The 22475-nt window shown below is 39.3% G+C and carries 22 protein-coding genes; 11 read left to right on the top strand and 11 right to left on the bottom strand.

The features are described 5' to 3' along the window. Positions 1–88 precede the first annotated feature (88 nt). Genes ACQV1I_RS13945 through ACQV1I_RS13935 form a run of 3 tightly spaced genes read right to left on the bottom strand, consistent with a single transcriptional unit; the run spans position 89 to position 754 of the window. Positions 89–385, bottom strand: a complete 297-nt coding sequence (locus tag ACQV1I_RS13945; RefSeq protein WP_094700033.1) for a hypothetical protein — start codon at positions 383–385, stop codon at positions 89–91. A gap of 15 nt (positions 386–400) precedes the next feature. Further along, positions 401–562, bottom strand: coding sequence for a hypothetical protein (locus ACQV1I_RS13940; RefSeq protein ID WP_176452370.1), 162 nt, complete (start codon positions 560–562; stop codon positions 401–403). Between the two features lie 21 nt (positions 563–583). Further along, entirely contained in the window at positions 584–754 is a 171-nt protein-coding gene (locus tag ACQV1I_RS13935) for a hypothetical protein (RefSeq protein WP_161555082.1), read from the bottom strand. An 865-nt stretch (positions 755–1619) separates the two neighbouring features. Between ACQV1I_RS13935 and ACQV1I_RS13930 the strand changes: the two genes are divergently transcribed. Beyond that, positions 1620–2960 carry a globin-coupled sensor protein gene (locus ACQV1I_RS13930; RefSeq protein ID WP_116333949.1) on the top strand — a complete coding sequence of 447 codons (1341 nt, stop codon included), beginning with the start codon at positions 1620–1622 and terminating at the stop codon, positions 2958–2960. Between the two features lie 67 nt (positions 2961–3027). Further along, a complete protein-coding gene (locus tag ACQV1I_RS13925) occupies positions 3028–4008 on the top strand; it encodes a S66 family peptidase (RefSeq protein WP_116334015.1) in 981 nt (326 codons plus the stop codon). 71 nt (positions 4009–4079) lie between these two features. Here ACQV1I_RS13925 and ACQV1I_RS13920 read toward each other — a convergent pair whose 3' ends face one another. The 7 genes from ACQV1I_RS13920 to ACQV1I_RS13890 form a co-directional block, all read right to left on the bottom strand. Next, complete coding sequence (locus tag ACQV1I_RS13920; RefSeq protein WP_018669905.1) at positions 4080–4289, bottom strand: DUF2905 domain-containing protein; 210 nt, start codon at positions 4287–4289, stop codon at positions 4080–4082. Positions 4290–4334: 45 nt separating this feature from the next. After that, positions 4335–4856, bottom strand: coding sequence for a peptide deformylase (gene def, locus ACQV1I_RS13915; RefSeq protein WP_094700036.1), 522 nt, complete (start codon positions 4854–4856; stop codon positions 4335–4337). Between the two features lie 219 nt (positions 4857–5075). Next, complete coding sequence (locus ACQV1I_RS13910) at positions 5076–5480, bottom strand: VOC family protein (RefSeq protein ID WP_094700037.1); 405 nt, start codon at positions 5478–5480, stop codon at positions 5076–5078. An 81-nt stretch (positions 5481–5561) separates the two neighbouring features. Then, positions 5562–6143 carry an SMI1/KNR4 family protein gene (locus tag ACQV1I_RS13905; protein WP_094700038.1) on the bottom strand — a complete coding sequence of 194 codons (582 nt, stop codon included), beginning with the start codon at positions 6141–6143 and terminating at the stop codon, positions 5562–5564. 440 nt (positions 6144–6583) lie between these two features. Continuing rightward, positions 6584–8158, bottom strand: a complete 1575-nt coding sequence (locus ACQV1I_RS13900; protein ID WP_438769397.1) for an FAD-dependent oxidoreductase — start codon at positions 8156–8158, stop codon at positions 6584–6586. Positions 8159–8266: 108 nt separating this feature from the next. Further along, positions 8267–9277 (bottom strand): TIGR03943 family putative permease subunit, encoded by a 1011-nt coding sequence (locus tag ACQV1I_RS13895; protein ID WP_116333947.1) that lies wholly within the window; start codon positions 9275–9277, stop codon positions 8267–8269. A gap of 74 nt (positions 9278–9351) precedes the next feature. Next, a complete protein-coding gene (locus ACQV1I_RS13890; RefSeq protein WP_236645780.1) occupies positions 9352–9525 on the bottom strand; it encodes a permease in 174 nt (57 codons plus the stop codon). A 250-nt stretch (positions 9526–9775) separates the two neighbouring features. Here ACQV1I_RS13890 and ACQV1I_RS13885 point away from each other — a divergent pair, with 250 nt between their 5' ends. The 6 genes from ACQV1I_RS13885 (at position 9776) to ACQV1I_RS13860 (ending at position 16443) form a co-directional block, all read left to right on the top strand. Continuing rightward, positions 9776–10363: a TetR/AcrR family transcriptional regulator gene (locus tag ACQV1I_RS13885; protein WP_116333946.1), complete on the top strand. Its 588-nt coding sequence runs from the start codon at positions 9776–9778 to the stop codon at positions 10361–10363. Positions 10364–10399: 36 nt separating this feature from the next. Beyond that, entirely contained in the window at positions 10400–11020 is a 621-nt protein-coding gene (locus ACQV1I_RS13880) for a DUF47 domain-containing protein (protein WP_094700041.1), read from the top strand. Between the two features lie 17 nt (positions 11021–11037). Further along, entirely contained in the window at positions 11038–12036 is a 999-nt protein-coding gene (locus ACQV1I_RS13875) for an inorganic phosphate transporter (RefSeq protein WP_094700042.1), read from the top strand. A gap of 176 nt (positions 12037–12212) precedes the next feature. Next, positions 12213–12641 (top strand): Rrf2 family transcriptional regulator, encoded by a 429-nt coding sequence (locus ACQV1I_RS13870; RefSeq protein WP_116333945.1) that lies wholly within the window; start codon positions 12213–12215, stop codon positions 12639–12641. Positions 12642–12821: 180 nt separating this feature from the next. Continuing rightward, a complete protein-coding gene (locus tag ACQV1I_RS13865) occupies positions 12822–15104 on the top strand; it encodes a DEAD/DEAH box helicase (RefSeq protein ID WP_104031516.1) in 2283 nt (760 codons plus the stop codon). Further along, positions 15094–16443: a ribonuclease H-like domain-containing protein gene (locus ACQV1I_RS13860; protein ID WP_236645770.1), complete on the top strand. Its 1350-nt coding sequence runs from the start codon at positions 15094–15096 to the stop codon at positions 16441–16443. The genes ACQV1I_RS13865 and ACQV1I_RS13860 overlap by 11 nt, the downstream gene beginning before the upstream one ends. A gap of 234 nt (positions 16444–16677) precedes the next feature. Here ACQV1I_RS13860 and ACQV1I_RS13855 read toward each other — a convergent pair whose 3' ends face one another. After that, positions 16678–17157 (bottom strand): DinB family protein, encoded by a 480-nt coding sequence (locus ACQV1I_RS13855; RefSeq protein WP_116333944.1) that lies wholly within the window; start codon positions 17155–17157, stop codon positions 16678–16680. A 317-nt stretch (positions 17158–17474) separates the two neighbouring features. Here ACQV1I_RS13855 and ACQV1I_RS13850 point away from each other — a divergent pair, with 317 nt between their 5' ends. The 3 genes from ACQV1I_RS13850 (at position 17475) to ACQV1I_RS13840 (ending at position 22357) form a co-directional block, all read left to right on the top strand. Then, positions 17475–18014, top strand: a complete 540-nt coding sequence (locus tag ACQV1I_RS13850; protein ID WP_094700046.1) for a GNAT family N-acetyltransferase — start codon at positions 17475–17477, stop codon at positions 18012–18014. A 741-nt stretch (positions 18015–18755) separates the two neighbouring features. Continuing rightward, a complete protein-coding gene (locus ACQV1I_RS13845) occupies positions 18756–20552 on the top strand; it encodes an ABC transporter ATP-binding protein (protein ID WP_116333943.1) in 1797 nt (598 codons plus the stop codon). Between the two features lie 14 nt (positions 20553–20566). After that, entirely contained in the window at positions 20567–22357 is a 1791-nt protein-coding gene (locus ACQV1I_RS13840) for an ABC transporter ATP-binding protein (RefSeq protein WP_116333942.1), read from the top strand. Positions 22358–22475: the final 118 nt, after the last annotated feature.

Genomic DNA, 22475 nt, shown 5'->3' with positions numbered 1-22475 from the left:
AACAATGTTTCTTATGTAGATATTGGATAGAACAAACCACCCGGCTTGGCTCGCTCGATTTCGCAGGGTGGTATTTGGCAATGATTATTCAGATGGTCTTTGCCAGTGCGTTCGTCTCCAGCTGTAATTCTCCTTGCAGTCCTTGTAAAAATTCTCGTAATGTTCTGATTTGACTGACCAGTCCGCTGAGGGCGAATGTGAGTGCGAGTAGAATATCTTCTTTTTCGCTTGGCTCTTTACTCTCATTAGACAGCGTAGAGAGTAGCACTGCGAAACCGAAAGTAGCTTGCCTTTCTAAAGCAAGAATTGCTCTTTGTGTTGCCCTAATTCTTGTTGTTGTAGTAAAAATGTCAACCAAAAGGCTTTTTTGAAAGTCAGTGATCAAAATAAATTCCTCCCTTCATGTGAGCAATTGTTGAATGACGGCTAAAGTTTGTCGTAATTGATCATTAATATCCTCAAAATCAACTTTTATTTCGTCAGCTTCATGCAGGAATTGACTTGTGAGTGTTTTAATATTTTCCTCGATTTCTTCCAAACGTCTACAAAGACTGGCACTCATGGTTCATAACCCCTTTCTTTTCTACGTGAGCAATGCTTGTTCAATTAATATCTGAATATTCTGAATGAGAAAATTTGATTCATCTGCTTCTTTTCTGCTCTCTCTTCTTTTATGTTTTAGTCTGCATTTGAATCTTTTAATGGTCCGAACGATTTTCTTAATTTCCTTTTCTGCACACTTGTTATTACTCATGGTATTCCCGCCCTCCATTTTCAAAAGTTTATCAGGGATGTTATATATAATGCGAAAGTGAAGAGAAGGGAAATAGACAAGTGCCAACCAATAAGCCCATTTTTTGAGAGTCCTAGATTTGTACCAATAGAAAAAAGCCGGCATGGTTTACCTGCTTTTTCGTCTCTGTTTATGAGTGTTCGGGCGATTGAATCGCTAACGAAATTTAGTTTACCAGAGCATGCTGAGGTGTTACGTCAGCTTCACGAAAATAAGAAATTGATCGAGAAACTATCATTGAAGAGGATGAGCCAGCCGAGTTTTGTTACAGGATATCTGACTCATGTCAGTATGACTATGCGATAACAATTAGCTGGTGGAAAGAGACAAAAAAGGTCGAGGAGTAATTGAATCAGCATGGGGATGGGTAGAAAGGTTGATTCAACGTTTAAATAAATCAAGTTAAAGAATGATGAGGATCTCTGGTGGATACCTGTAGAAGATGTGGTTGCTGTCATAATTACATAAGCAAGGGAACTTATTTGAAGAAGAACTAAATTAACATAGCAAAGCCCTCCCACATTAGTGAAGGAGGGCTTTGATCGTAAAAAAATCACAATCGTATCTCCTTAAATTTAGGAAACGATTTTCCTTTTGCAAACCAACTTCAAGATACGTAAAGGACATAACAGTACCTAATATATGCAAGAAGTGGTTTTTTATTTGAAAAAACAATAAACATTTTCTATCAAAATAATTCACAGGCTTTTAACGAATAGTATCAGGTCAATGATTTACAATGATGTATAAGGTTTGTATAATTGTGATGGCTTGTGAATATTTGATTTATTTATCCAAAATATATTAACAAAGGTGATAGAAAAATATGGGAAAAAGCTTTTTATTTTTGAGTTGGTTTCGAACAAAGTCAGAAGAATCTTCACAAACAAAAATGTTTAAAGAACAGATTGCAAGTAGCCAAGTCAGCATGAATATTAAGCATTCAGAAATTGAAACCCAAATGAAAATGATTCGTCTGAGTCAAGAGGATTTAAAAATAGCTAAAGCATTGCAGCCAATTATAGCGGCGCATATTCATGATATTGCCAAAACCTTTTACAAAACAATTCTTAGTGTTCCTCACCTAAAACAAATTTTGACCAAGCATAGTACAGTAGATCGACTGGCAAAGAGTCTAGAGTTACATTTGATGGATATGTTTGATGGACATATAAACGACGGATTTTTACGAAAACGCTTTAAAGTAGCAGAGGTTCATGTACGCATTGGATTGGAGCCGAAATGGTACATCGCAGCATTTCAAAATGTTCAGGAGCATGTATTGAGAATTATTTTTGATCAAATTCTAGATTCGAAGCAATTATTAGAAGCAAGCATTGTGGTTTCTAAAATGTTTAACTTTGAACAACAAGTGGTACTTGAATCTTATGAGAAAGAAAATATGCGACGTGAGCAAGAATATCGAGGACGTGAGCAAATCCAAACAAAAATGGCGGATATTAGCTTTATGCTTGCATCATTAAGCCAGCAAACCACTTCTTCGGTGGAACAGTTGATTTCTAGCGGTCAAGATATGAATATAGCTGTCCAGCATAGTGCGGACAAATCCAAAGAGACCCTTCAATTAGCGAGTGAAGGACAGCAACGAATGAAAGAACTGGAGTCACGTATTCGAGATATTAGTAATGGTATGAATGATATGGAAGGGTTGATTGAAAAGCTGAGTCACTCTTCAAATGAGATTCAAAAAATTGTAAATCTTGTACAACAAATTGCAGAACAGACGAATCTCCTTGCGCTTAATTCCGCTATTGAGGCTGCTAGAGCTGGAGAGCATGGACGTGGATTTTCCGTCGTCTCTCAAGAAGTACGTAAGCTGTCCGAACAAACTAGACAATCCGTTCAAGATGTTTCTTCACTGATTGCCCAATCGAGTCAATTTATGCAAGAAGTCGTTTCCTCCATCCGCCACATTCAACTCCTAGTAAACAAGGGACAAGAAGAGTCAGATCAAACAGAAGTAGCACTCAATCAAATCGTAATTTCCATGCAAACAAGCATAACCGAGATTGACCGAGCCACTACCAAAATGGCCCAATTTATTGAAGATGTCGAGATGATTGGGAATTCAACCTATAAGGTTTCTCAATCAGCCCAAGCATTAAATCAGTTACAAGATGAACTAGAACAACAAGGCAACAGGTAAGGTAAACTCACGAAGGGTAGCTAATTAGAAACGCTTAAAAGAAAAGGGGAATTGTCATATGGAGATTATTTTTCCCGAGAAATTACAAAAGGGGGATATGATTCGTGTCATATCTCCTTCCCGTAGTTTAGGGATTATTGCGAAGGAGATACGTGAACAAGCATTATATGTGTTAGGTAAGCTGGGGTTACGCGTTACGTTTTCAAGACATGCAGAGGAGATGGATCATTTCTCATCATCAAGGATTGAGTCAAGGGTAGCAGATATCCATGAGGCGTTTACTGATCCTGAGGTGAAAGGTATTTTGACAACTATTGGGGGTTTTAATGTTAATCAACTGCTACCTTATCTTAATTATGAGTTGATTAGAAACAACCCTAAATTATTATCTGGATACTCTGATATTACAGCTCTACAGAATGCTATTTATGCAAGAACAGGGCTTGTCACTTATTCAGGTCCTCATTTTTCTACGTTGGGTATGAAGCAAGGTCTGGAATACACGGTCGAATACTTCCAGAAATGTTTCATGGAAAATAAAGAGATAATCATACAATCCTCAGAGACTTGGAGTGACGATGCTTGGTATGCTGATCAAGAAAATCGTGAATTTATTCCAAATGAGGGAGTGTACATGATCCAACCAGGAGAAGCTAGGGGTAAAATATTAGGTGGAAATTTATGTACGCTAAATTTATTACAGGGAACCCCATATATGCCAGATTTGAACGATGCCATTTTGTTCCTAGAGGATGACTACCTTAGTTTTGCTGAAGAATTTGATCGTAATTTACAATCGTTACTCCACACTCTTTTATACCGAGGGCAAGTGAAAGGGATCTGCTTTGGTCGCTTTCAAAAACAATCAAACATTTCCCCTAATGTGTTAAAAGAGATGATTCTGACGAAACGTGAACTACAAAATATCCCTTTGATTGCTGGTTTAGACTTCGGACATACCTCGCCTTGTTTTCCATTTCCAATAGGGGGAATGGCGGAATTCGTGGCCAACGAACAAGGAACCGAGCTTTGCATTTTAAGACATTAAGTACTTAAAACGTAAATGGCAAGTTATACAATGTCAAACGTCATTGCTAACTTGCCAAAAATTTTCATTATTTATTTGAAAAAACGAATGACGTACATGATAAGTGATAGCACCACGCTAATAATAATGCAGGTAACGACAGGAAAATAAAAACGAAAGTTCTCCTTTTCTACCACGATGTCACCGGGTAACCGCCCTAGATGCAAAAAGCGACCACCTACCTGCCAGAGTAAACCTACTACAATCAAGACGACACCGATTACGACTAAGGTTTTTCCCATATGTACTCCTTAACTGCCACCATAACGATCAGAAATGATCTGCGTTTACAAAGCATTTTGCTTCGAAAGCTGAATCATTTGATACACGTCTACTGGTTTTTTTGTTTTCTCTTGAAAAAGATGCCCATTTTTTACATGATCAATGTACAAGACACCGTCCAAGTGGTCCATTTCATGCTGGATACAACGTGCTTTATGCCCTGAAGCCTCAATAATTACTTCTTCCCCCAGACGATTTAATGTTTTTACCACAATCGATTCAGCTCGTTTCACAGCACCGTACATACCTGGTAAGGAAAGACATGCTTCATATTCAAAGGTTTCTCCCGTTCGAGAAATAATTTCTGGATTCATTAATTCTACTAATCCGTCACCACAGTCCAGGACCGCAATTCGCTTTAAGAAGCCCACTTGTGGCGCTGCCAGGCCTGCTCGACCAGGATCAGCATAAAGTGTATCAATTAAATTTTGTAATAATTTTTGTTCCCGATCTGTGATGCTGGTAATAGGCTTGCATACTTTGCGTAGCACAGGATCACCAAGTTGTCGAATCATCAATTCAGCCATGTTGAAATCAATCCTTTCCTTCTCGGTTTATTCATATTGTTTTCCTTCCATGATTTACAGTTATTGTGTTAAAAAAGGACTGTAAATTTATGTATCTATTCATATTATACGTTTTATCGGCTTGTTAGTGAAAGGGTTAAGATTGTTGCTACCCCCTTATAGTTACAGAAAATAAACAAGGGACTTGTCAGCACGAAAGGACAGCCTCTTGTTTATTTTTTAGACACCTTGATTATCTCTAAGCTCGATAATCGTTCCTTCAGGAGCGAGCAATTTTAGTAAGCGCCCGTTTTCAACGGTATAGATTTCCTGTCCATCCTTCATTTTTACGTGGTAGCCTAAACTCTTCACTCGTTGAAGCTCTGACTCCAAATTTTCCACCCACAAACACAGATGGCCAAGTCCTTGGGCATTGGCGTTAGGAGGATCTAGTAATTCACCAGCTTTCCCAGTTTGAAGTTCGATGTAAAAGGAATCTAGCCTTAACCATGTATTAAAATCACGTTGGTGAAAATGAGGTGTTTCCTGGACGAGCTCAAATCCTAATACTTCTTGATAAAACTGTAACGATTCCTTATATGTATTCGTTTGGATACAAATGTGATGAACATATTTACGAGTCATGTTATTGCTCCTTAAGCTAGTTGTTTTTAAATCGGATCATTTAAATCGTAACTACAAACTGTTCATTACAGCAAATCAATCTTAATAGTCAATCTCTTCCCAATCCTGTAAATTTATATTTGAATTTTTTACTAGATTAGTAAAGCTGTCAGCAACATAATAAATAAAATCTGGATCATGAACATAGGCGATAATCTGTCCTGTTTTTCCGTCTGAGGCTGGATCATAATCTAGCATAAGATACAGACTGCCGCCCGCTAATTGAGCAAATGGAAACCATTTCTTGTTAAATAGATAAGGCTTAATTCTAGCATCTAGATGTGAGATCTCTTGTTCATCATAATATTCGCTAAGGAGTTCATCATTATCGCAAAAATAGCCTTTTGTTTCTTTCATTTCGTCAAGGGAGTATAAATAAAAAGGTTCTATACAGCCTTCACCATATTCAGGATATAAAATATGAAAGTGGTAGCCGCTACCATTCTTATAACGATAAAATTCTTTAAAATCTTCAGGTAGCTTGATATCAAAGAGCGTTTCAATTTCCTGAAGGTTTTCTGCGGATGCCCCTTTCAAAGAAAGATAATTGTCATATTCTTCTTGTACATCTTCGCCGACTTTAATAGATAACAATCGTTCAAGCTCTTCAATCTGTTTTTTCATTGTGCTTATTCCACCTCTATATTATCTATACAATGATATGTATTACCATTGATTATACTTGAATATAGGCTGGTGTAAAAAGAGCGTAGTTTGTTTTACTTTCGTATACCATCTGGTGCGATAGGGGGATGCTCTTATTGCAGGAATCAGGGAAAGTTCTGATATTGAGATGCCTTGGGGGAGGATGGAGTGGTTCTCTTACAGGTAGAATGGATGCGAGTGAAAAATTGTAGAAAACTACCTACAAAATAAAAGTTCATCTACTGCTTACTCAATCAACATATTTGGAGAGCAGGTATTTTCAAGATTTTATCACATCTATCTTAAAAACTCGGCTACTCTAGTAAACAAATCCCTTGATGAATAGGGACTTGTACAGACTAGTAGCCGAGTTTTATTTTGAAACGGAATGCAACTATAAATGGGTAAGGATAAAATGATTAGACAGCTGAGAGCTTAGGCCAGAACAACTCTACTCCTTGCTTGGTTAGTAATTGTTGATAATCTTTTAGCTTGGTAGAATCCTCCCACACTTCTCTAGGTTGATATCCTTTTTCGACACAAAAAGCGGCTAGCATCCCTGCTGACTCCCCGATATTCCATTCGACGGGATGCAGTCGATAACAACCGTTCGTGATGTGAGTCGTCCCAATGTTTTTGCAAGCAGGCAATAGATTATTAACTCGAATAGGAATTAGCGCGCCCAATGGGATTTGAAATGGCAAAGAGGCAACATCTATATAGTTTGTACCTTCCGTGGTTGGATGCAAATCAATGCGATAGCTACCAATACCAATCGTGTCTAGGAACGGTTCGGCTCCCTCATCACCCCTCCATTCTGCACTCACATGCTGTTCAAGAACAGTAAATGCTGCTTTAATACGTCGAGATTCTCGAATGTATGGATATTTAGCTAATCCATCCGTAGTTCCCATCACATCAGGTCGTAAGCGTAATCCAGGATATCCTTCCTTACCATCTGGTCGAGGTGCCTCTGTTTGCATCCAGTACAATAGCGATAAGCTTAATTGTTTCGCTTGATACAAATGCTTAGAGACATCTTCTTCTGGAAGGTCATAAATAGGGGCTAGCCAATAATCGTTTTGTGGCCAGTTTACTAGAGTAATATCTGTAGAAAAGGTACCAGGAACAAAATTTAATTGATCAATGATTCGACGATAGGTATATAAAGAAAATTTTTCAGTATCAGGGAACAGGGAATATTCAATTGGTTGTAATGTTCTAGGGTCTGCAGCTGTAAAGCTTAGCTGACGAGCTGGCCAAAAATCAGGCTTGTAATTCCGCCAAAAGTCGTAGTCTGCTGGTTTATCTATGATGTGGTTTTCTCCTTCCACATAGTCCATAGCAAACACATATGTCGAAGCTTGAATGTCAAAAGGTCTTGCATCCCCGTCTATAGCATGAGGCTCACCCGTATCGTATTGAGATTCAGCTCCCGTAACATATTCGACGTTAGCCATTGGTAAAAGATCTCCGCATTCTGTAGCATCTAGGAAATAAAGTGCTTTTATGGAAAAGGTAATACCGCTATCACACTGGGAAAGCGTAACAGAGCAAATGGTATCCCCATCTGTTTCAACAGAAGTCGCTTTGCAGCGGGTTATAATCGTAATCAGTCCGCTATGTACATAAGGTGCTAACATTTCTTCCATGACGGATAAATAGACACGTGGATCGGCACATAGCCGACTGACACTGCCGTTACCAGGATCAAGATTGTATGTTAATCGAGCTTCTGTCGTCAACGGGAAATGCTGACGGTAGTAGTCGCGCACCTGATTACGAAATTGGCGATAGGTTTGGGTACAACCGAACTGTTCAATCCAACGATGTTCATCAGGTGGAACGGCTTGACTGGTAAATTGCCCTCCAATCCAGTCTGTCTCTTCTGTAAGTACTACTTTTTTTCCGAGTCGTGCGGCGCCTAATGCTGCTGCAAATCCGCCTACACCGCCACCAATAATGGCAACCTCTGTTTCTAATTCCTTATGCATCTAAACAACCTCCTTTAGTGTATATGAAAAAACAGGGTACATATTGGTTTTAACACAAAAAGAGGTAGTTGAAACCTAAAATTGTAAAAAAATAAAATATTTCGCAAACTAATTGCTAGGAAGGGCAGAATAATAGACGTAAGGGTCTTTTGGTGCAGGAACCTGTGAGATTTGCTTCGCTTGTAATACGAGTAGTTCATTGCCTTCATACGTTGTCAAACCTAATGCTCCATTCACCTTAACCCAGCTATCTGTCTTAAATTCCTTGGCATTGGGCGATTGAACGAGAACTCCAGATACCTGTGCGTCTGCGGTACAACATGACACAGAGAAACGAGCCACTACAAATTCATTTTCTTGCATATTGGGCTGACGGTAGACAAATCCCATCAGTTCTAACGGATGGCCATCAAATTCATGAGTAAACACAGATAGTACAGTTAAACCATCTAAAAAGTTTTGATCGGTTAGTTTCAGGATAGGCTCCTGGTACAACGAAGTAGCGAACTCCTGATAGAAATCACCAAAACCCTCAAACATCTTCCGGACTTCCTGTGTAAAGAGAGTAGTGGGGGGACGCTTAAAAGTAGTGCCATTGGTGTTTGGGCCGGTAGTTGTAGTAGGGTTTGTACTAGCTGAAGTATTTGCCTGAGAGCTAGATGACTCTATGTCTACAGAGTTATTTGTAGCATCTACACGGTTCTTTTCATTCTCCTTTGAAAGTAACTTTTTTGCATCTCCCTGCAAAAGATTAATCCCTTTTTGCTTGGCTATCGCACTATCTAGCACTTTATCAGGCATAAACAATCCCATAAAAACAGGAAGCAGAAAGAGTCCATACACAAATGTACTACTCCAGCGAGAAGATGGTAATCCATGTAACTCACCACAATCGCATATTACTTCGCTTTGATTCTTTGACTGTCTTATTTGCCAAAAACTGCTTCCCGTTAATAACAGTAAAATAATAAAGGTAACATAACATAAATTATGTAAACGGGGTGCCAGATAAAAAGTAATGGAGCCTGTCCAAAGCAGATGAGCTAAGACCAGCGAAAAGCCTAGCAAGATAAGGCTACGCATATAATAATGATGTTTCTTCGTTCGGTGATGCATCATCCAGACCTCCTCTTATAAAGGATAGAATAGGGTTAGTAGCAAGACAGATAACGTGACTAAACAAATAAATTTGGCTACGAAACCGATTCGGAAAACATTTGTAGCAGTAACGTATTCTTTAAGTCGATCATCGGACCAAACACCATGAAAGCAAGTAAAGAACCTTTGCTAAAAGTGTTAGAGAACGACGCCGCAATAAAAGCATCTGCTTCCGAACAAAGGGAGAAAATAAACCCGAGCCCCATCATTGTTAGATTGGCGTAGAGGGGAGTATCTGCAAAAGAAATCAGGTCATCTCTAGCAACATACAATCGAAATCATTCCGATTTATTTTCGGGGGATTTTTTCTTACGTATAATTAAGATGAAAAAGCCTATTACATCGTTTACATTTCTGACACAGCTGATTTTTCTAACAAATTGACATCTGTTCTGTCTGTGAACTATACTTTTCTTTGCAAGTAAGTGCTTGCATTCATAAAAACTAGGGTGAAAAGAGATGAGGAAAGAATCGACAAATGATAAAATTCTGCAGGCTACAATAGACTTGTTAAAGGAACAAGGCTACAGAGCTACGACTACAAAAGCAATTGCCGAAAAAGCTGGAGTCAATGAAGTGACGATTTTTAGGAACTTTGGCAGTAAAGACAAAATTATGGAAATGATCGTGCAAAGGCACACTTTTCAGATGGACAACATAAGAGATTACTTCACATGGGAACTGGAAGTGGACCTGTTACATATCGGCCAATATTTTTTGCGGCAACTTACTGACATGCAGGATATTATTTCAATTAGTTTTCGAGACCCAACTGTGTTTGCTGAGCTTGTGAAAAAAATCTCGATACAACCAAATCAGTTTAAACAAATGCTGACTGATTATTTTGCTAAAATGAAGGAAAAGGGTAAGATAGCTGATATTGATTGTGTTGCTACGGCAGAATTATTTATTTGTCTCACCACAGGCTACTTTTTTATGCGATTTAGTCTGTGCCGTTCGTTAATTACGTTGAATGAGCAAGAAATAATACACCATACTATAAACACATTCATCCGAGGGATATCACCTGGGACTCCTTCTGATTAGTTTTGCACGAGATTTGGAGAAAGAGGAGGAGCATTTATGATTTTTAGACCAAAGGACGATAAATTTTTTAGCACGTTGAGCCAGATTGTAGGTATAATTGAGGAGTCTGCTCATTATTTTGCCCAGTTTCCTGAGAAGAACGATGGGGATCTGGTTACCTTCTCTAGTGTCATGAAAGACTACGAGCATAAGGCAGATACACACATACATAAAGTAATTATGGAGTTAAATAAGGCATTTATCACACCGATTGAGCGTGAAGACATCTTGGCTTTGGCTGTTAAGCTGGACGATGTGCTAGACGGTTTTGAAGAGCTGTCCTCTCGCTTGGAGATTTATAATATCCAAAAGTGGGACGAGCACATGGAGGAGTTTACTGTTCTATTACTCGCGGCTACCAAGGAGATTACAGGAGCAACCGATCTGCTGTTCCAAAAGAAAATGAATGAGATTCATCCCTATGTAGTAAGGATTAACGACCTAGAATCAAAAGCGGATGCAGTGTTAGATAGAAGTATTCGTCAACTTTTTGCTTCTCAAAAGGACCCGATTGCCATCATGCAGTATAAAGAGATTTATGAGATGTTCGAAGGCGTTGCAGATAGCTGTGAAGATGTAGCCAATGCACTTGAAACGATCATCATGCGAAATGTCTAAAGAAAAGGGGTTCCATGATGGATAGTGTACTTTTTATTTTGGTTTGCATCATCATCTTAGGTTTGACTTTTGATTTTATTAACGGTTTTCACGATACAGCCAATACAATTGCCACTTCCGTTACCACAAGAGCGCTGCCTCCCCAAGTAGCGATTGTAATGGCGGCTTTGATGAATTTTTTTGGTGCGTTATTGTTTACAGGTGTAGCCCAAACCATTACGAAAGATATTGTCGATCCTTTTTCCCTTGAAAATGGTTCGATTGTACTTCTATGCGCCCTAATTGGAGCAATAGCTTGGAATCTCATTACGTGGTACTATGGAATTCCTAGTAGTTCGTCACATGCGCTGGTTGGTTCAATTGCTGGTGCTGCTATCGCTTCAGAAGGTTTATGGAGCTTAAATTATTCAGGGTTTATTCGTATAATGGAAGCTTTGCTCATATCGCCTGTCGTAGCGTTGGCTATTGGGTTTTTAGTCATGTCCTTATTCAAAACCGTATTCCGCAATTCTAATCTGGCTAAAACGAACAAGGGATTTCGCATTTTTCAAATCATGACAGCTGCTTTGCAATCATTTAGCCATGGAACCAATGATGCTCAAAAAACAATGGGGATTATGACGATGGCTTTGATCACAGCAGGCTTCCAGACAACTACAGATATTCCAACATGGATTCGTGTATCTGTCGCCTTAGCAATGGGACTCGGTACCATGGTAGGTGGATGGAGAATCATTAAAACAGTTGGAGGCAAAATTACCAAATTAAAACCGGTTAGCGGTGCGGCAGCAGATTTGTCGTCAGCCTTTATCATTTTTGGATTTACTTTCCTGCACTTGCCTGTTAGTACCACACATGTAATTTCTTCCTCAATTATGGGGGTAGGATCAGCACAGCGTGTGAAAGATGTAAAGTGGGGAGTAGCACGACGAATCGTGTTCACTTGGATAATCACTATGCCGATAACTGCACTGTTATCAGCTGGTTTATACAAGGTAGTCATGCTATTTGTGTAAAAGAATACACCTAAAAGATAAAGAAAACCGATTATGTTCATAGAGGAGCAGAGTCTGTTTGAAAGCTACCCCCTACATGTTCTTTGGAGGTATATCTTTTAGGTGTTTTTTTTGTGTGAGAAAAGGTATAAAGTAGGGGTAGCGGCTATCTAATCATGGAATAGGGGGGAACGCAGATGGTAAATAGTCGTTTTGCAGTAGCTATTCATATCCTTTCAATCGTAGCATCTACACCCTGTGGACAGGCTACATCGGCTTATATAGCTGGCAGTGTAAATACAAATCCTGTGGTAATTCGTCGCATTAGCAGTATGTTAAAAAAAGCAGGAATAATAGAGTCTAAGGTCGGAGCCCCAGGTGCCACGTTAACGAAAAGCCCAGAGGAGATATCACTTCTTGATGTTTACAAAGCAGTACAAAGCCCTGATGAGCTATTTGCAATCCATGAGGAACCTAATCCGGCATGTCCAATTGGAAAGCAGATCCAACATACTCTGACTGATGTTTTTTTGAGTGCCCAGCAGGCGATGGAGCAAGAACTGGCAAGTAAAACAGTAGCAGATGTGTTACAGGGAATGGGTATGGGTAAAAATGTAACAGAGTAGGCCTCATCATCACGTATGAAGCGTATTAACATATTGTTCATCTAAAGCTAGCGATCGGTCTTTCGAGAAAGATTGTTAGCTTTTTCTAATCAAGGATATCTGTAAATATTATTGATTACTGGAAGCTCGTTTTTCCTTGACACTTTACGTACAATAGAAAGGGAAGAGGGTGATCGATACATGCTACGAAAGAAAAATATGGCGGAACTTTTGGAAGAGTTTCGGTCCGACGAGCGGATGAAACAGAACATCGTCAACTGGACGACGATTCCGCCTCGTGATCCACAAGTGGTGCCATTCCCAGAACAAATAGATGAACGGATCGCACAAGCGTTGAGTAGACGAGGAATTTCCTCTTTATATACACATCAAGCGACAGCCTTTCGCCATATTCAGAATGGGAAGCATATTGTGGCTGTAACACCAACGGCTTCAGGAAAAAGCATGTGCTATCACTTGCCCATTTTGCAAACGTTGGCTAATGACACTCAGGCGAGGGCATTATACATGTTTCCTACTAAAGCCTTGGCCCAGGACCAAAAGAGTGAATTACATGAATTAATTAATGAGATGGAACTACCCATAAAATCGGAGACCTATGATGGGGATACACCTGCTACTATTCGGCAAATGGTCCGCAAAGCAGGAAATATTGTAATTACAAACCCAGACATGTTACATTCTGCGATCCTGCCTCATCATACAAAATGGGTCGCTTTTTTTGAACATTTGAAATATGTGGTAATTGATGAGCTACACACCTACCGTGGTGTGTTCGGGAGTCATGTTGCTAATGTGATAAGACGTTTAAAGCGTATTTGCTCATACTATGGTTCTCATCCACAGTTTATTTGTACTTCTGCAACCATTGCCAATCCATTACAATTAGCAGAACAGATTACCGAGGAACAGATGGAGCTCGTAGATAATAATGGGGCTCCCACAGGGACGAAGCATTTTATATTTTACAATCCACCTATTGTAAATCATCAATTAAATATTCGTCGTAGTGCAACATTAGAAGCTCGAGACATTGCATCCGCTTTTTTGACAAATGGAATTCAAACGATTTTATTTGCGAGAAGTCGTGTGCGTGTGGAGATACTTTTGACCTATTTACAAGAGCTGATCCGCAAAAAACTGGGACCCAAAACAATCCAAGGCTATAGAGGCGGATATTTACCGTCACAACGACGACAAATTGAGCGTGGATTGCGGCAAGGTGATATTGCCGGGGTGGTTAGCACGAATGCACTGGAGCTAGGAGTAGATATTGGACAATTACAGGCATGCGTTATTACAGGTTATCCAGGCTCCGTAGCTAGTACCTGGCAACAGGCAGGAAGAGCTGGGCGTCGCCAAGATGAGTCTGTTGTTGTTATGGTTGGTAGTTCTTCACCACTTGACCAATATATTATTCAACACCCTGAGTATTTTTTTGAACGAAATCCTGAGTCAGCTCGTATCAATCCTGACAATCTAATTATTCTCGTGGATCACATCAAGTGTGCAGCATATGAATTACCTTTTACAAAAGGAGATACATTTGGTCGAGCTGAAATAGTAGAAATTCTAGAATTTTTAACGGAAGAGCAGATTCTGCACTCCTCCAAAGGAAAGTGGTTCTGGATGAACGATTCTTTCCCAGCCCATAACATCAGCTTACGCTCTGCTTCACAGGAGAACGTGGTGATTGTCGACATTACCGACCGTGGACAGGAGAAGGTCATTGGAGAAATGGACCGTTTCAGCTCAATGACATTGTTACATGAAGAAGCGATTTATCTGCATCAAGGGGTGCAGTATCAAGTGGAAAAGCTGGATTATGAAGAGAAAAAGGCTTTTATCCGTGAGGTTAAGGTCGATTATTATACAGATGCTAATTTGGCGGTACAATTAAAAGTACTAGAGTCAGATGCTACACGAAAGCAGAAGGAGACTGAATTGGCTTACGGGGAAGTAGCTGTTAATGCTATGGCAACGATTTTTAAAAAAATCAAGTTCGAGACCCATGAGAACATCGGATCAGGACCGATACATTTGCCAGAAGAGGAATTGCATACGAATGCAGCATGGATTAGTTTCCCAGAGTCCATTTTACAAACGATTGGTCAAGAGGAGGTAGAGCTTGGGCTAGTTGGGGCTGGACATGTACTGCAACACGTTGCCCCACTATGGGTAATGTGTGATCCGAAAGATTTACATGTGATCTCACAGCGCAAAGCAGTTCACTCGAATCAACCAACGATATTCTTCTACGATCGCTATCCAGGTGGCATTGGTCTTAGCGAACAGGTGTATAACCAGATGGAAACCATACTTGCTAAAGCAGAAGAGATGATTAGCTCATGTCCATGTGCGTCAGGGTGTCCTTCGTGTATTGGATATGTGGAACGGGATGGAAAAGAACTAGCACTATCTTTATTGCGGGTGGCGCAAGGGGGGACAGCGTTTGTCTCTTAAAAATAAATTGCAACGGATGAAAAAGCATCTGACGCTTGATAGTAGCATCGAGCATATGGACCAAAAGGAAAAACGTGCTGAGCCAGAAAAACAGAGCGAAATATCAGTGTTCAATTCACATAAACCAGAGGAGTTCGAATGTAAGCAAAGTGTACATGAAACACCTCAATCGCAGATTCCCTATGCAGATACATGGCGACGGCTTCAAGCCAAACCATTCTTTGGCGAAGAGGAGTATGCTATGGTGCGAGAGGTTCGTTATCCCTTAGATATGATTCATGGGAACTACGAATTTTCGGCTTTACTTGACGTTATTCATAAATGGAACGAAAGCGGTTTGGAGCATCCTCTGTCTATCGCTAACAAACGCCCGGAGGATTTACTTTTTTTTGATACAGAAACAACTGGTTTACATGGTGGGGTGGGAAATACCATCTTTTTATTGGGCTATAGTAAACTGGAACAGGATGAAATAATCGTTCGTCAGCATTTTTTAACAGACCCTTTTTCTGAAATTACGCTGTATCAGTCATTTTTAGCTGATGTTAAGGAGTCCAAACAATTAGTTACCTATAATGGAAAATCGTTCGACTGGCCTCAAGTAAAAACTCGACATACGTTGGTACGTAAGGATGTACCAGCCTTGCCTGTGTTTGGACATATCGATTTGTTGCATGGTGCGAGAAGATTATGGAAGAATGAGCTCGTTTCATGTAGGTTGTCTATAGTAGAACAACAAAAGCTGGGGATCAGGCGCTTGGAAGACGTACCTGGTTCACTAGCTCCAATGCTTTATTTTGATTATGTTAGAGAGCGGAATCCAGAGCATATTGCTGGCGTGCTTCAGCATAACGAAGTAGATGTTCTATCCCTTATTACACTCTATATTCATATCTCGAATATGCTACTGTCTGTAGAGACTGTGACGATGTCTATGGAAGAGCGATATGAAGTGGCGCGTTGGTATGAAGCGGTCGGATCAGAGCATATGGCTCTGTCTCATTATAGGGAAGTGGCTCGTAGTAAACATCCCTATGCCGTGCGGGCAAAAGCTGCGCTGGGGCATATATTCAAGCGTCAAAAGGAGTGGAGTAAGGCTCTTTATTGCTATGATGCTTGTATGAAAGACAAGGAGTGGGGTACTGAGGAAATTTGTATCGAGGCAGCCAAGATTTGTGAGCATCAATTAAAAGAATATGATAAGGCATATGCATACACAAAAATGGCCTTCGAGCGCTGGCAAAAGAAAACGGCATATTTGCGGCAAAGGAATAAAGCAGAACGCGAAATGTACGAAAAAAGACTCTTGCGATTAGAGAAGAAACTAGGGCAGCTCTAGTGAGAGCTTGTTTGTTGAAGATGTTACAAAGTACATGTGAACTACAATTTAACCTTATCAATTTACATGGTTTGAAAAAAGACGTTTCCTCAGTAGGCTGTGACAGGTACGGAAGGGAATGTCTTTTTTATCTTTCATCAGATAGAAAGCTCAGACCCACAGCAATAAAGATTTGATTTCTTTATTTTCCTACTGAGTTATCATCTTTATGAGGAATAACTCTTTTCTTCCTTCTTAATGCGGTACTTCTTCTATTTTCAAACCGAATATTTGTGGAGGCTCGATATGATTTGCTTGCATGTACGAAGAAAGCTGACCTCGATGATGAATTTCATGTTCAGTCATTGCCATTATGATTCTCCAAGCACTGACTTCATAGCCTAAGAGATTTTTCACCTTCATCGTTAATTGCTCATGCTCTAACTGCTGAAGGCCTGTTAAAACGGTACCATGGCAATTCTGTAGATAATGTATAGCCTCTTTCATAGTCCTGCCTTTATCGGGATCATGCCCATAATACTTCCATTCATTTTGTCTGATCACATGGTAAAACATTAATTCTGTAGAGCCCAAATGTCGAACGATATCACCAATTGAAAATTTGTGTTCATCGGGACGCCAGTCGATGAATTGCTCGGGAATCACGGTCAAGTACTTCAAGGTTCGTTTTCGAACCCCTTCGAAATTTGATAGTAATTCTTCTTTCGTTATCATGTAATCTCCCCTTTACATGTAGCATTTCCTCTCCTACATCTTAAAGCTAAGACAGGACTTCTTCCATAAAAATTGCATACAAACTGCAATTTAATTCCAGTATATATAGATCTTTCAAATTGTTCATTAAGAGTGATTTTTACTGAGTCCTTTCATTACAGATCGTAGGGGGAATAAAATTACCCGGGGCACATCTGGCATTATCGCTGCTAACATTAACATTCAACAAATGATGAAAGACCAATTACAAATCATTTTGTAAATGAACATTTTCAAAGATATAAAAATGATATGATCTTGTGTGGGAGGGGATAAGAATGATTTTTCAAAACGGAAAAATAGTTGTTAGGAAACTAGCAGAGGAACATAAAGAATGGCTTGTAAGATGGCTCACAAACCCGATTGTATTAGAATACTATGAGGGAAGAGACAATCCTCATGATGTAAGTAAAGTATCGCAAAAGTTTTATGATGACAATGGAGAAGAGACCCGTTGTATCGTTGAATATGATGGACAAGCAATCGGATATATACAGTTTTACTTGGTAGATGAGGAAACCAAACTTGATTATGGCTACGCCGACACAGAAGTTGTTTATGGAACAGATCAATTTATTGGAGAGCCTGAGAGATGGAACAGTGGCATGGGCAGACTACTCGTTCGGGCAATGGTGGAATATTTACATAAGGAAAAAGGAGCAGATAGGGTAGTTATGGACCCTCAAACATGGAACGAGCGGGCGATCCGTTGCTATGTAAGGTGTGGTTTCGAAAAGGTGAAATTACTGCCGAAACACGAATGGCATGAAGGGGAATTAAGGGATTGCTGGCTACTCGAACACAAAAATCATGAATAACAAATAACAACAAAGCTTAATGAAGTGGATGGGCAAAATAAACGCAAAGTGGATGGTCTCTATTATTACCATCATGAGGTATGATAAATAAAACGGTAGAAAGAGTTGAAAATAATGACTTACCTCATACCTTTCATTTTTTTGATCGTTTTGGTAGCTGCTATTGGGACTATCATGGTAGGGATAAAGCCAAAAGATCAAAATTATGGTACGAAGACAAAAAGAAATCTGACAAGATTAACAATGTTTTATGTAATATGTACCGTTATTTTTTTGGGAATTTTCTTTTATTTCTTTTATAAGTAGAAGTATGATTTGAAGCGTGCATGATAAAACAATCCCCAGCAGGCTCGTGATGAAATGAAGGTTTAGTAACGTTGAGAAGCTTGGTATTGTCGCCGAGCTTTTTTTGAATGTCAAATTATTTTGTTAACATCCGATAGACTGCCCAGACACTATATCCATATAAAAGTGCACTTATATAAAATAAAGGAATCCTCTTTTTCATAGTCCTCTCCTTAACCTGAGTTGCCTAATTTACAACTATACAAGATTACTACCATATGGATTAGTATTTTCACTAATAATCCTGCCTTAAAAGGAATGAAATGTAAGTATAAAAAATTGCTTAAATTAAAAATTGAAGAAACTTTGTAAAAAATTAACTAAACAACAATTGAAAAATAGTGTACTCTTATTTATGGATAACAAAAATCAAGGGAATCTTGAGGAGAGAACAACTTGTTAAAACGAATACGTAGTCAAGTACAAGAATCAATGTGGGGAAAAATAGTAGCAACAATTTTTACATACTGGTATTTTCTACTTTTAATTGTGATCTGTAGCATTGTAGCTGTTCTTGTAGAAGTTGTGATTGGATACAATATTCAGCAGATGGTCTCTTATTCTATGAATGACACTCAGGATCGTATGAGCATCTTGTTGTATGTGTTTGGAATATGTGTCGTTATCGGAATGGTTTCACACTTCTTTGTGAAATGGATATCTACGAAATTCAGTTCCTCCATTATAAGAGATTTACGAAATCGTTTTGCTGAAAAATTAGAACATGCAGCCTTTTCCTCTGTAGAAAAATATAACACTGGTGATCTTTTATCCCGATTTTCTAACGATTTAACAATTGTGCAACGGTTTTTGACAGAACATTTTCCAAAGCTAATCATAGAGCCGCTAATGTTTATTGCTGCTTTTATATACCTCTTTTTGGTTAACTGGAAACTTATCCTTTTTAGCTTGTCTTTAGTTCCTTTTGCATTACTTTTTGCAGCTTTGATAAGTAAACCTCTAAATACCTACTCCTACGAACTACAACAACAGGTCGGTCGTACAGCCTCTATTATGAAGGACACTATCTCAGGAATTCCAATCATCAAGGTGTTTCATTTATATGAATCTTTCTTTCGGAAATTCAAAATGGCAATCGAACAAATGTTACAAAAGAGTCTACAGATTGAACGTAGACATGCTTGGCTAAATCCCCTTCATATTATATTTATGTCAAGTCCTTTGGTATTTTGTATTCTGTATGGAGCTTACCTAATCGCTCATCAAGAATTGAAAGCAGAGGAGTTAATTGCCTTTGTTTATTTCTTGGGACATATTATACAGCCTGTTTCGGTTATTCCTGACTTAATTATTCAATTTCAACAAGCACTCGGGTCGTATAGACGTACGGGGGAAATTCTATCGTTGCCTGAAGAGAAACTCCTTTCCATAGGTTCCGTACCAAAACATTACTTATCCAAAGCCCTTTGCTTGCAGTTTGAACGAATCTCCTTTACATATGATGGACAAAAACCTCCAGTTCTACATAATTTACATTTTGAATTAAAAACAGGTAGGCATATTGCGCTCGTTGGACCAAGTGGAGGTGGCAAATCAACAATTGTGAAACTACTTTGTGGCCTTTATGTTCCAAATACGGGCCATTTCCAGGTCAAAGACGATCCTTCCTATTCACAAGATTGGGATGCCGCTTTGTTACGATCTTTCATTGCTTATGTACCACAGGATGTCTTTCTTTTTTCTAAGTCAATTGCCGAAAATATTGCCTTCGGAAAAGAAGATGCAACCCTAGGTGAAATTGTAGAAGCTGCGAAATTGGCGAATGCACATGAATTTATTTCGGGGTTGTCTCAGGGCTATCAAACTGTGGTTGGTGAGGGAGGCTTCCAATTATCCGGTGGTCAAAAGCAACGGATAGCCATTGCGCGCGCCTTTATTAAGAATGCACCTTTTATTGTCATGGACGAGCCTACTTCAGCTTTGGATGCTCAGTCAGAGCTTTTGTTCCAAGAAGGACTTAAAAAGCTTTTAGAAAAAAAGACGGTTGTGATGGTAGCACATCGCTTTTCTTCCATTCGACATTGTGATGAAATCTGGGTGTTGGATCGTGGAAATATTGTAGAACGGGGAACCCATCGCGAATTAATGGACGTAAACGGATTGTATCGGAAGCTCTATAATCCACAGATTGAGCATCACCATCTCATACAACCTAGTTTTTCAGTGGAGTAAATGGGAGGAATACAATGGAATTACAAGGATTTCAAAAAGCCTATTCAGAATGGAAGGATATGCTAGTATTTCTAAAATCGCGACGTCGAGCCTATCTTTTCGCATTACTGGCCGACTGTACCATTATGGGAGCATTACCAGTAGCAATCAGTTTTGCGCTCAATGAATTAATTACAGCATCAGTCAATGGTAGCTTAGAGCAATTGATCCGGTCAGCTATCCTGATTAGTCTAACCTTTCTTTTATTTAGTGCAGTTGTTCCTATCATCCACTACAGTCTACAACGAATCATTAAGAAGACAATGGCTGATATAAGAGTAACACTGTACGAACATCTTACGAGGCTACCCGTTCCCTATTTTGAAGCTAATCACCCTGGGGAAATGGTATCTCGTATCATTAACGACGCACACAACATGGAAGAGGCATACGGAGAGAGTATGCGCAATATTTTACAAAATGCGATGACTTTGATTATGGTGACTACCACGATGTTGATCATGGATTGGCGATTTTCTTTAATCTTTATTGTGTTAGGTATTGGTATCACTTTTGTTAATGTGCGTTTTGTTCAGCCATTGAGGGAGACAAATGATCGGCTTCAGGCAAAATTAGGGGAAATAACTGCAAAAATTGCTGGATTCATAGAAGGATTGCCTATTATTAAAACATTCTCTGCTGGGAAAATAGTTAGAGAGGATATAGCTGATACAAATAAGGAGTTAACCCAAACCGCAAATAGTCAAGGTTTTAAGACTGGATTATTAGATGCTATCAATTTTTTGTTTAGTTTTGTTATGTTTGGCGGTATGTTAGTAGTTGGGCTGTTTATATATTCTAAAAATCAACTAGGTGTTTTAGGGCAATTGGTGCAGTTACAGACGACTATGGTGTTTATTTTTTTGGAGTTTGGCAGAATTATTGCTTCCCTACAGCATTCCTTATCAGGCTCAGCTAGAGTCTACGGATTGTTGACCCAACCAGTTGAAGAAATCGATCTGGTCATTACTGATAAAACACTTCAGCAACAGTTAGATTATGTGAAAAATTCCTCATCTATAGAAGCATTTTCGCTACAGGATGTTGTTTTACAACGTGGTATGGACCAGGTATTAAATCATGTCACTCTGTCAGTTAGGGTAGGTGAATTAGCTGCAGTTGTGGGAACAAGTGGTTCTGGGAAAAGTACGTTACTAAAAGCGCTATTAGGGTTTTATCCCCCTGCGAAAGGCGACATCTATTTCTTTGCTAAAAATGCAAAAACTCACACGCTTACACAGGTGAGAGAATTGATAGCATATGTTCCACAGGATCCGCATTTATTTGAAGGAACGATCGAAGAGAATATTAGATTCGGGAGGCCGGATACAGAGGAAGGGGAACTTATTGAAGCAGCAAAAGCTGCATTTGCTCACGAATTTATTCTGGAGCTACCTGATGGATACAAAACACGAATTGGAGAGGATAACGTACGTTTATCAGGAGGTCAACGCCAGAGAATCGCCATTGCGCGTGCTTTAGTATCGAAAGCTCCGATTGTTTTGTTTGATGAGCCTACGTCTGCTCTGGATTCACATTCAGAAACGTGTGTTCGTGATGCGATTCGTTCATTGAAGGATCAACGCACCGTCATGATCGTAACACATCAAATGCAAACAGCAGAAATAGCGGATGTCATTTTTGTTATGGAGCAGGGGTCTATTGTGGATCATGGGTCACCTAATGAGATGAAAGCGAAAGAGGGACCATACTTACGTTTATTTGCAGGGGAAACAAGTTCTAACAAAGCAATCTCTATCCATTAGTATAGTACGATCATTAATAGGGCACCTTGTACACTTCATTATGAAATTTACAGAAGTACATATTGACGTTCATAGAATTTACAAAAACTTCAATGGAAGAATAATACTGATATGGTAT

This window comes from Brevibacillus sp. JB24b (assembly GCF_051713385.1).
Classification (GTDB): Bacteria; Bacillota; Bacilli; order Brevibacillales; family Brevibacillaceae; genus Brevibacillus_B; species Brevibacillus_B laterosporus.
The sequence above is the reverse complement of the archived record's forward strand: the minus strand, read 5'-3'. Positions and strand labels throughout refer to the sequence as shown.

Coding starts and splice junctions, on each gene's coding strand:
- ACQV1I_RS13940 (WP_176452370.1), bottom strand. CDS start 562: ATGAGTGCCAGTCTTTGTAGACGTTTGGAAGAAATCGAGGAAAATATT.
- ACQV1I_RS13935 (WP_161555082.1), bottom strand. CDS start 754: ATGAGTAATAACAAGTGTGCAGAAAAGGAAATTAAGAAAATCGTTCGG.
- ACQV1I_RS13930 (WP_116333949.1), top strand. CDS start 1,620: ATGGGAAAAAGCTTTTTATTTTTGAGTTGGTTTCGAACAAAGTCAGAA.
- ACQV1I_RS13920 (WP_018669905.1), bottom strand. CDS start 4,289: ATGGGAAAAACCTTAGTCGTAATCGGTGTCGTCTTGATTGTAGTAGGT.
- def (WP_094700036.1), bottom strand. CDS start 4,856: ATGGCTGAATTGATGATTCGACAACTTGGTGATCCTGTGCTACGCAAA.
- ACQV1I_RS13910 (WP_094700037.1), bottom strand. CDS start 5,480: ATGACTCGTAAATATGTTCATCACATTTGTATCCAAACGAATACATAT.
- ACQV1I_RS13905 (WP_094700038.1), bottom strand. CDS start 6,143: ATGAAAAAACAGATTGAAGAGCTTGAACGATTGTTATCTATTAAAGTC.
- ACQV1I_RS13900 (WP_438769397.1), bottom strand. CDS start 8,158: ATGCATAAGGAATTAGAAACAGAGGTTGCCATTATTGGTGGCGGTGTA.
- ACQV1I_RS13895 (WP_116333947.1), bottom strand. CDS start 9,277: ATGATGCATCACCGAACGAAGAAACATCATTATTATATGCGTAGCCTT.
- ACQV1I_RS13890 (WP_236645780.1), bottom strand. CDS start 9,525: ATGATGGGGCTCGGGTTTATTTTCTCCCTTTGTTCGGAAGCAGATGCT.
- ACQV1I_RS13885 (WP_116333946.1), top strand. CDS start 9,776: ATGAGGAAAGAATCGACAAATGATAAAATTCTGCAGGCTACAATAGAC.
- ACQV1I_RS13880 (WP_094700041.1), top strand. CDS start 10,400: ATGATTTTTAGACCAAAGGACGATAAATTTTTTAGCACGTTGAGCCAG.
- ACQV1I_RS13875 (WP_094700042.1), top strand. CDS start 11,038: ATGGATAGTGTACTTTTTATTTTGGTTTGCATCATCATCTTAGGTTTG.
- ACQV1I_RS13870 (WP_116333945.1), top strand. CDS start 12,213: ATGGTAAATAGTCGTTTTGCAGTAGCTATTCATATCCTTTCAATCGTA.
- ACQV1I_RS13865 (WP_104031516.1), top strand. CDS start 12,822: ATGCTACGAAAGAAAAATATGGCGGAACTTTTGGAAGAGTTTCGGTCC.
- ACQV1I_RS13855 (WP_116333944.1), bottom strand. CDS start 17,157: ATGATAACGAAAGAAGAATTACTATCAAATTTCGAAGGGGTTCGAAAA.
- ACQV1I_RS13850 (WP_094700046.1), top strand. CDS start 17,475: ATGATTTTTCAAAACGGAAAAATAGTTGTTAGGAAACTAGCAGAGGAA.
- ACQV1I_RS13840 (WP_116333942.1), top strand. CDS start 20,567: ATGGAATTACAAGGATTTCAAAAAGCCTATTCAGAATGGAAGGATATG.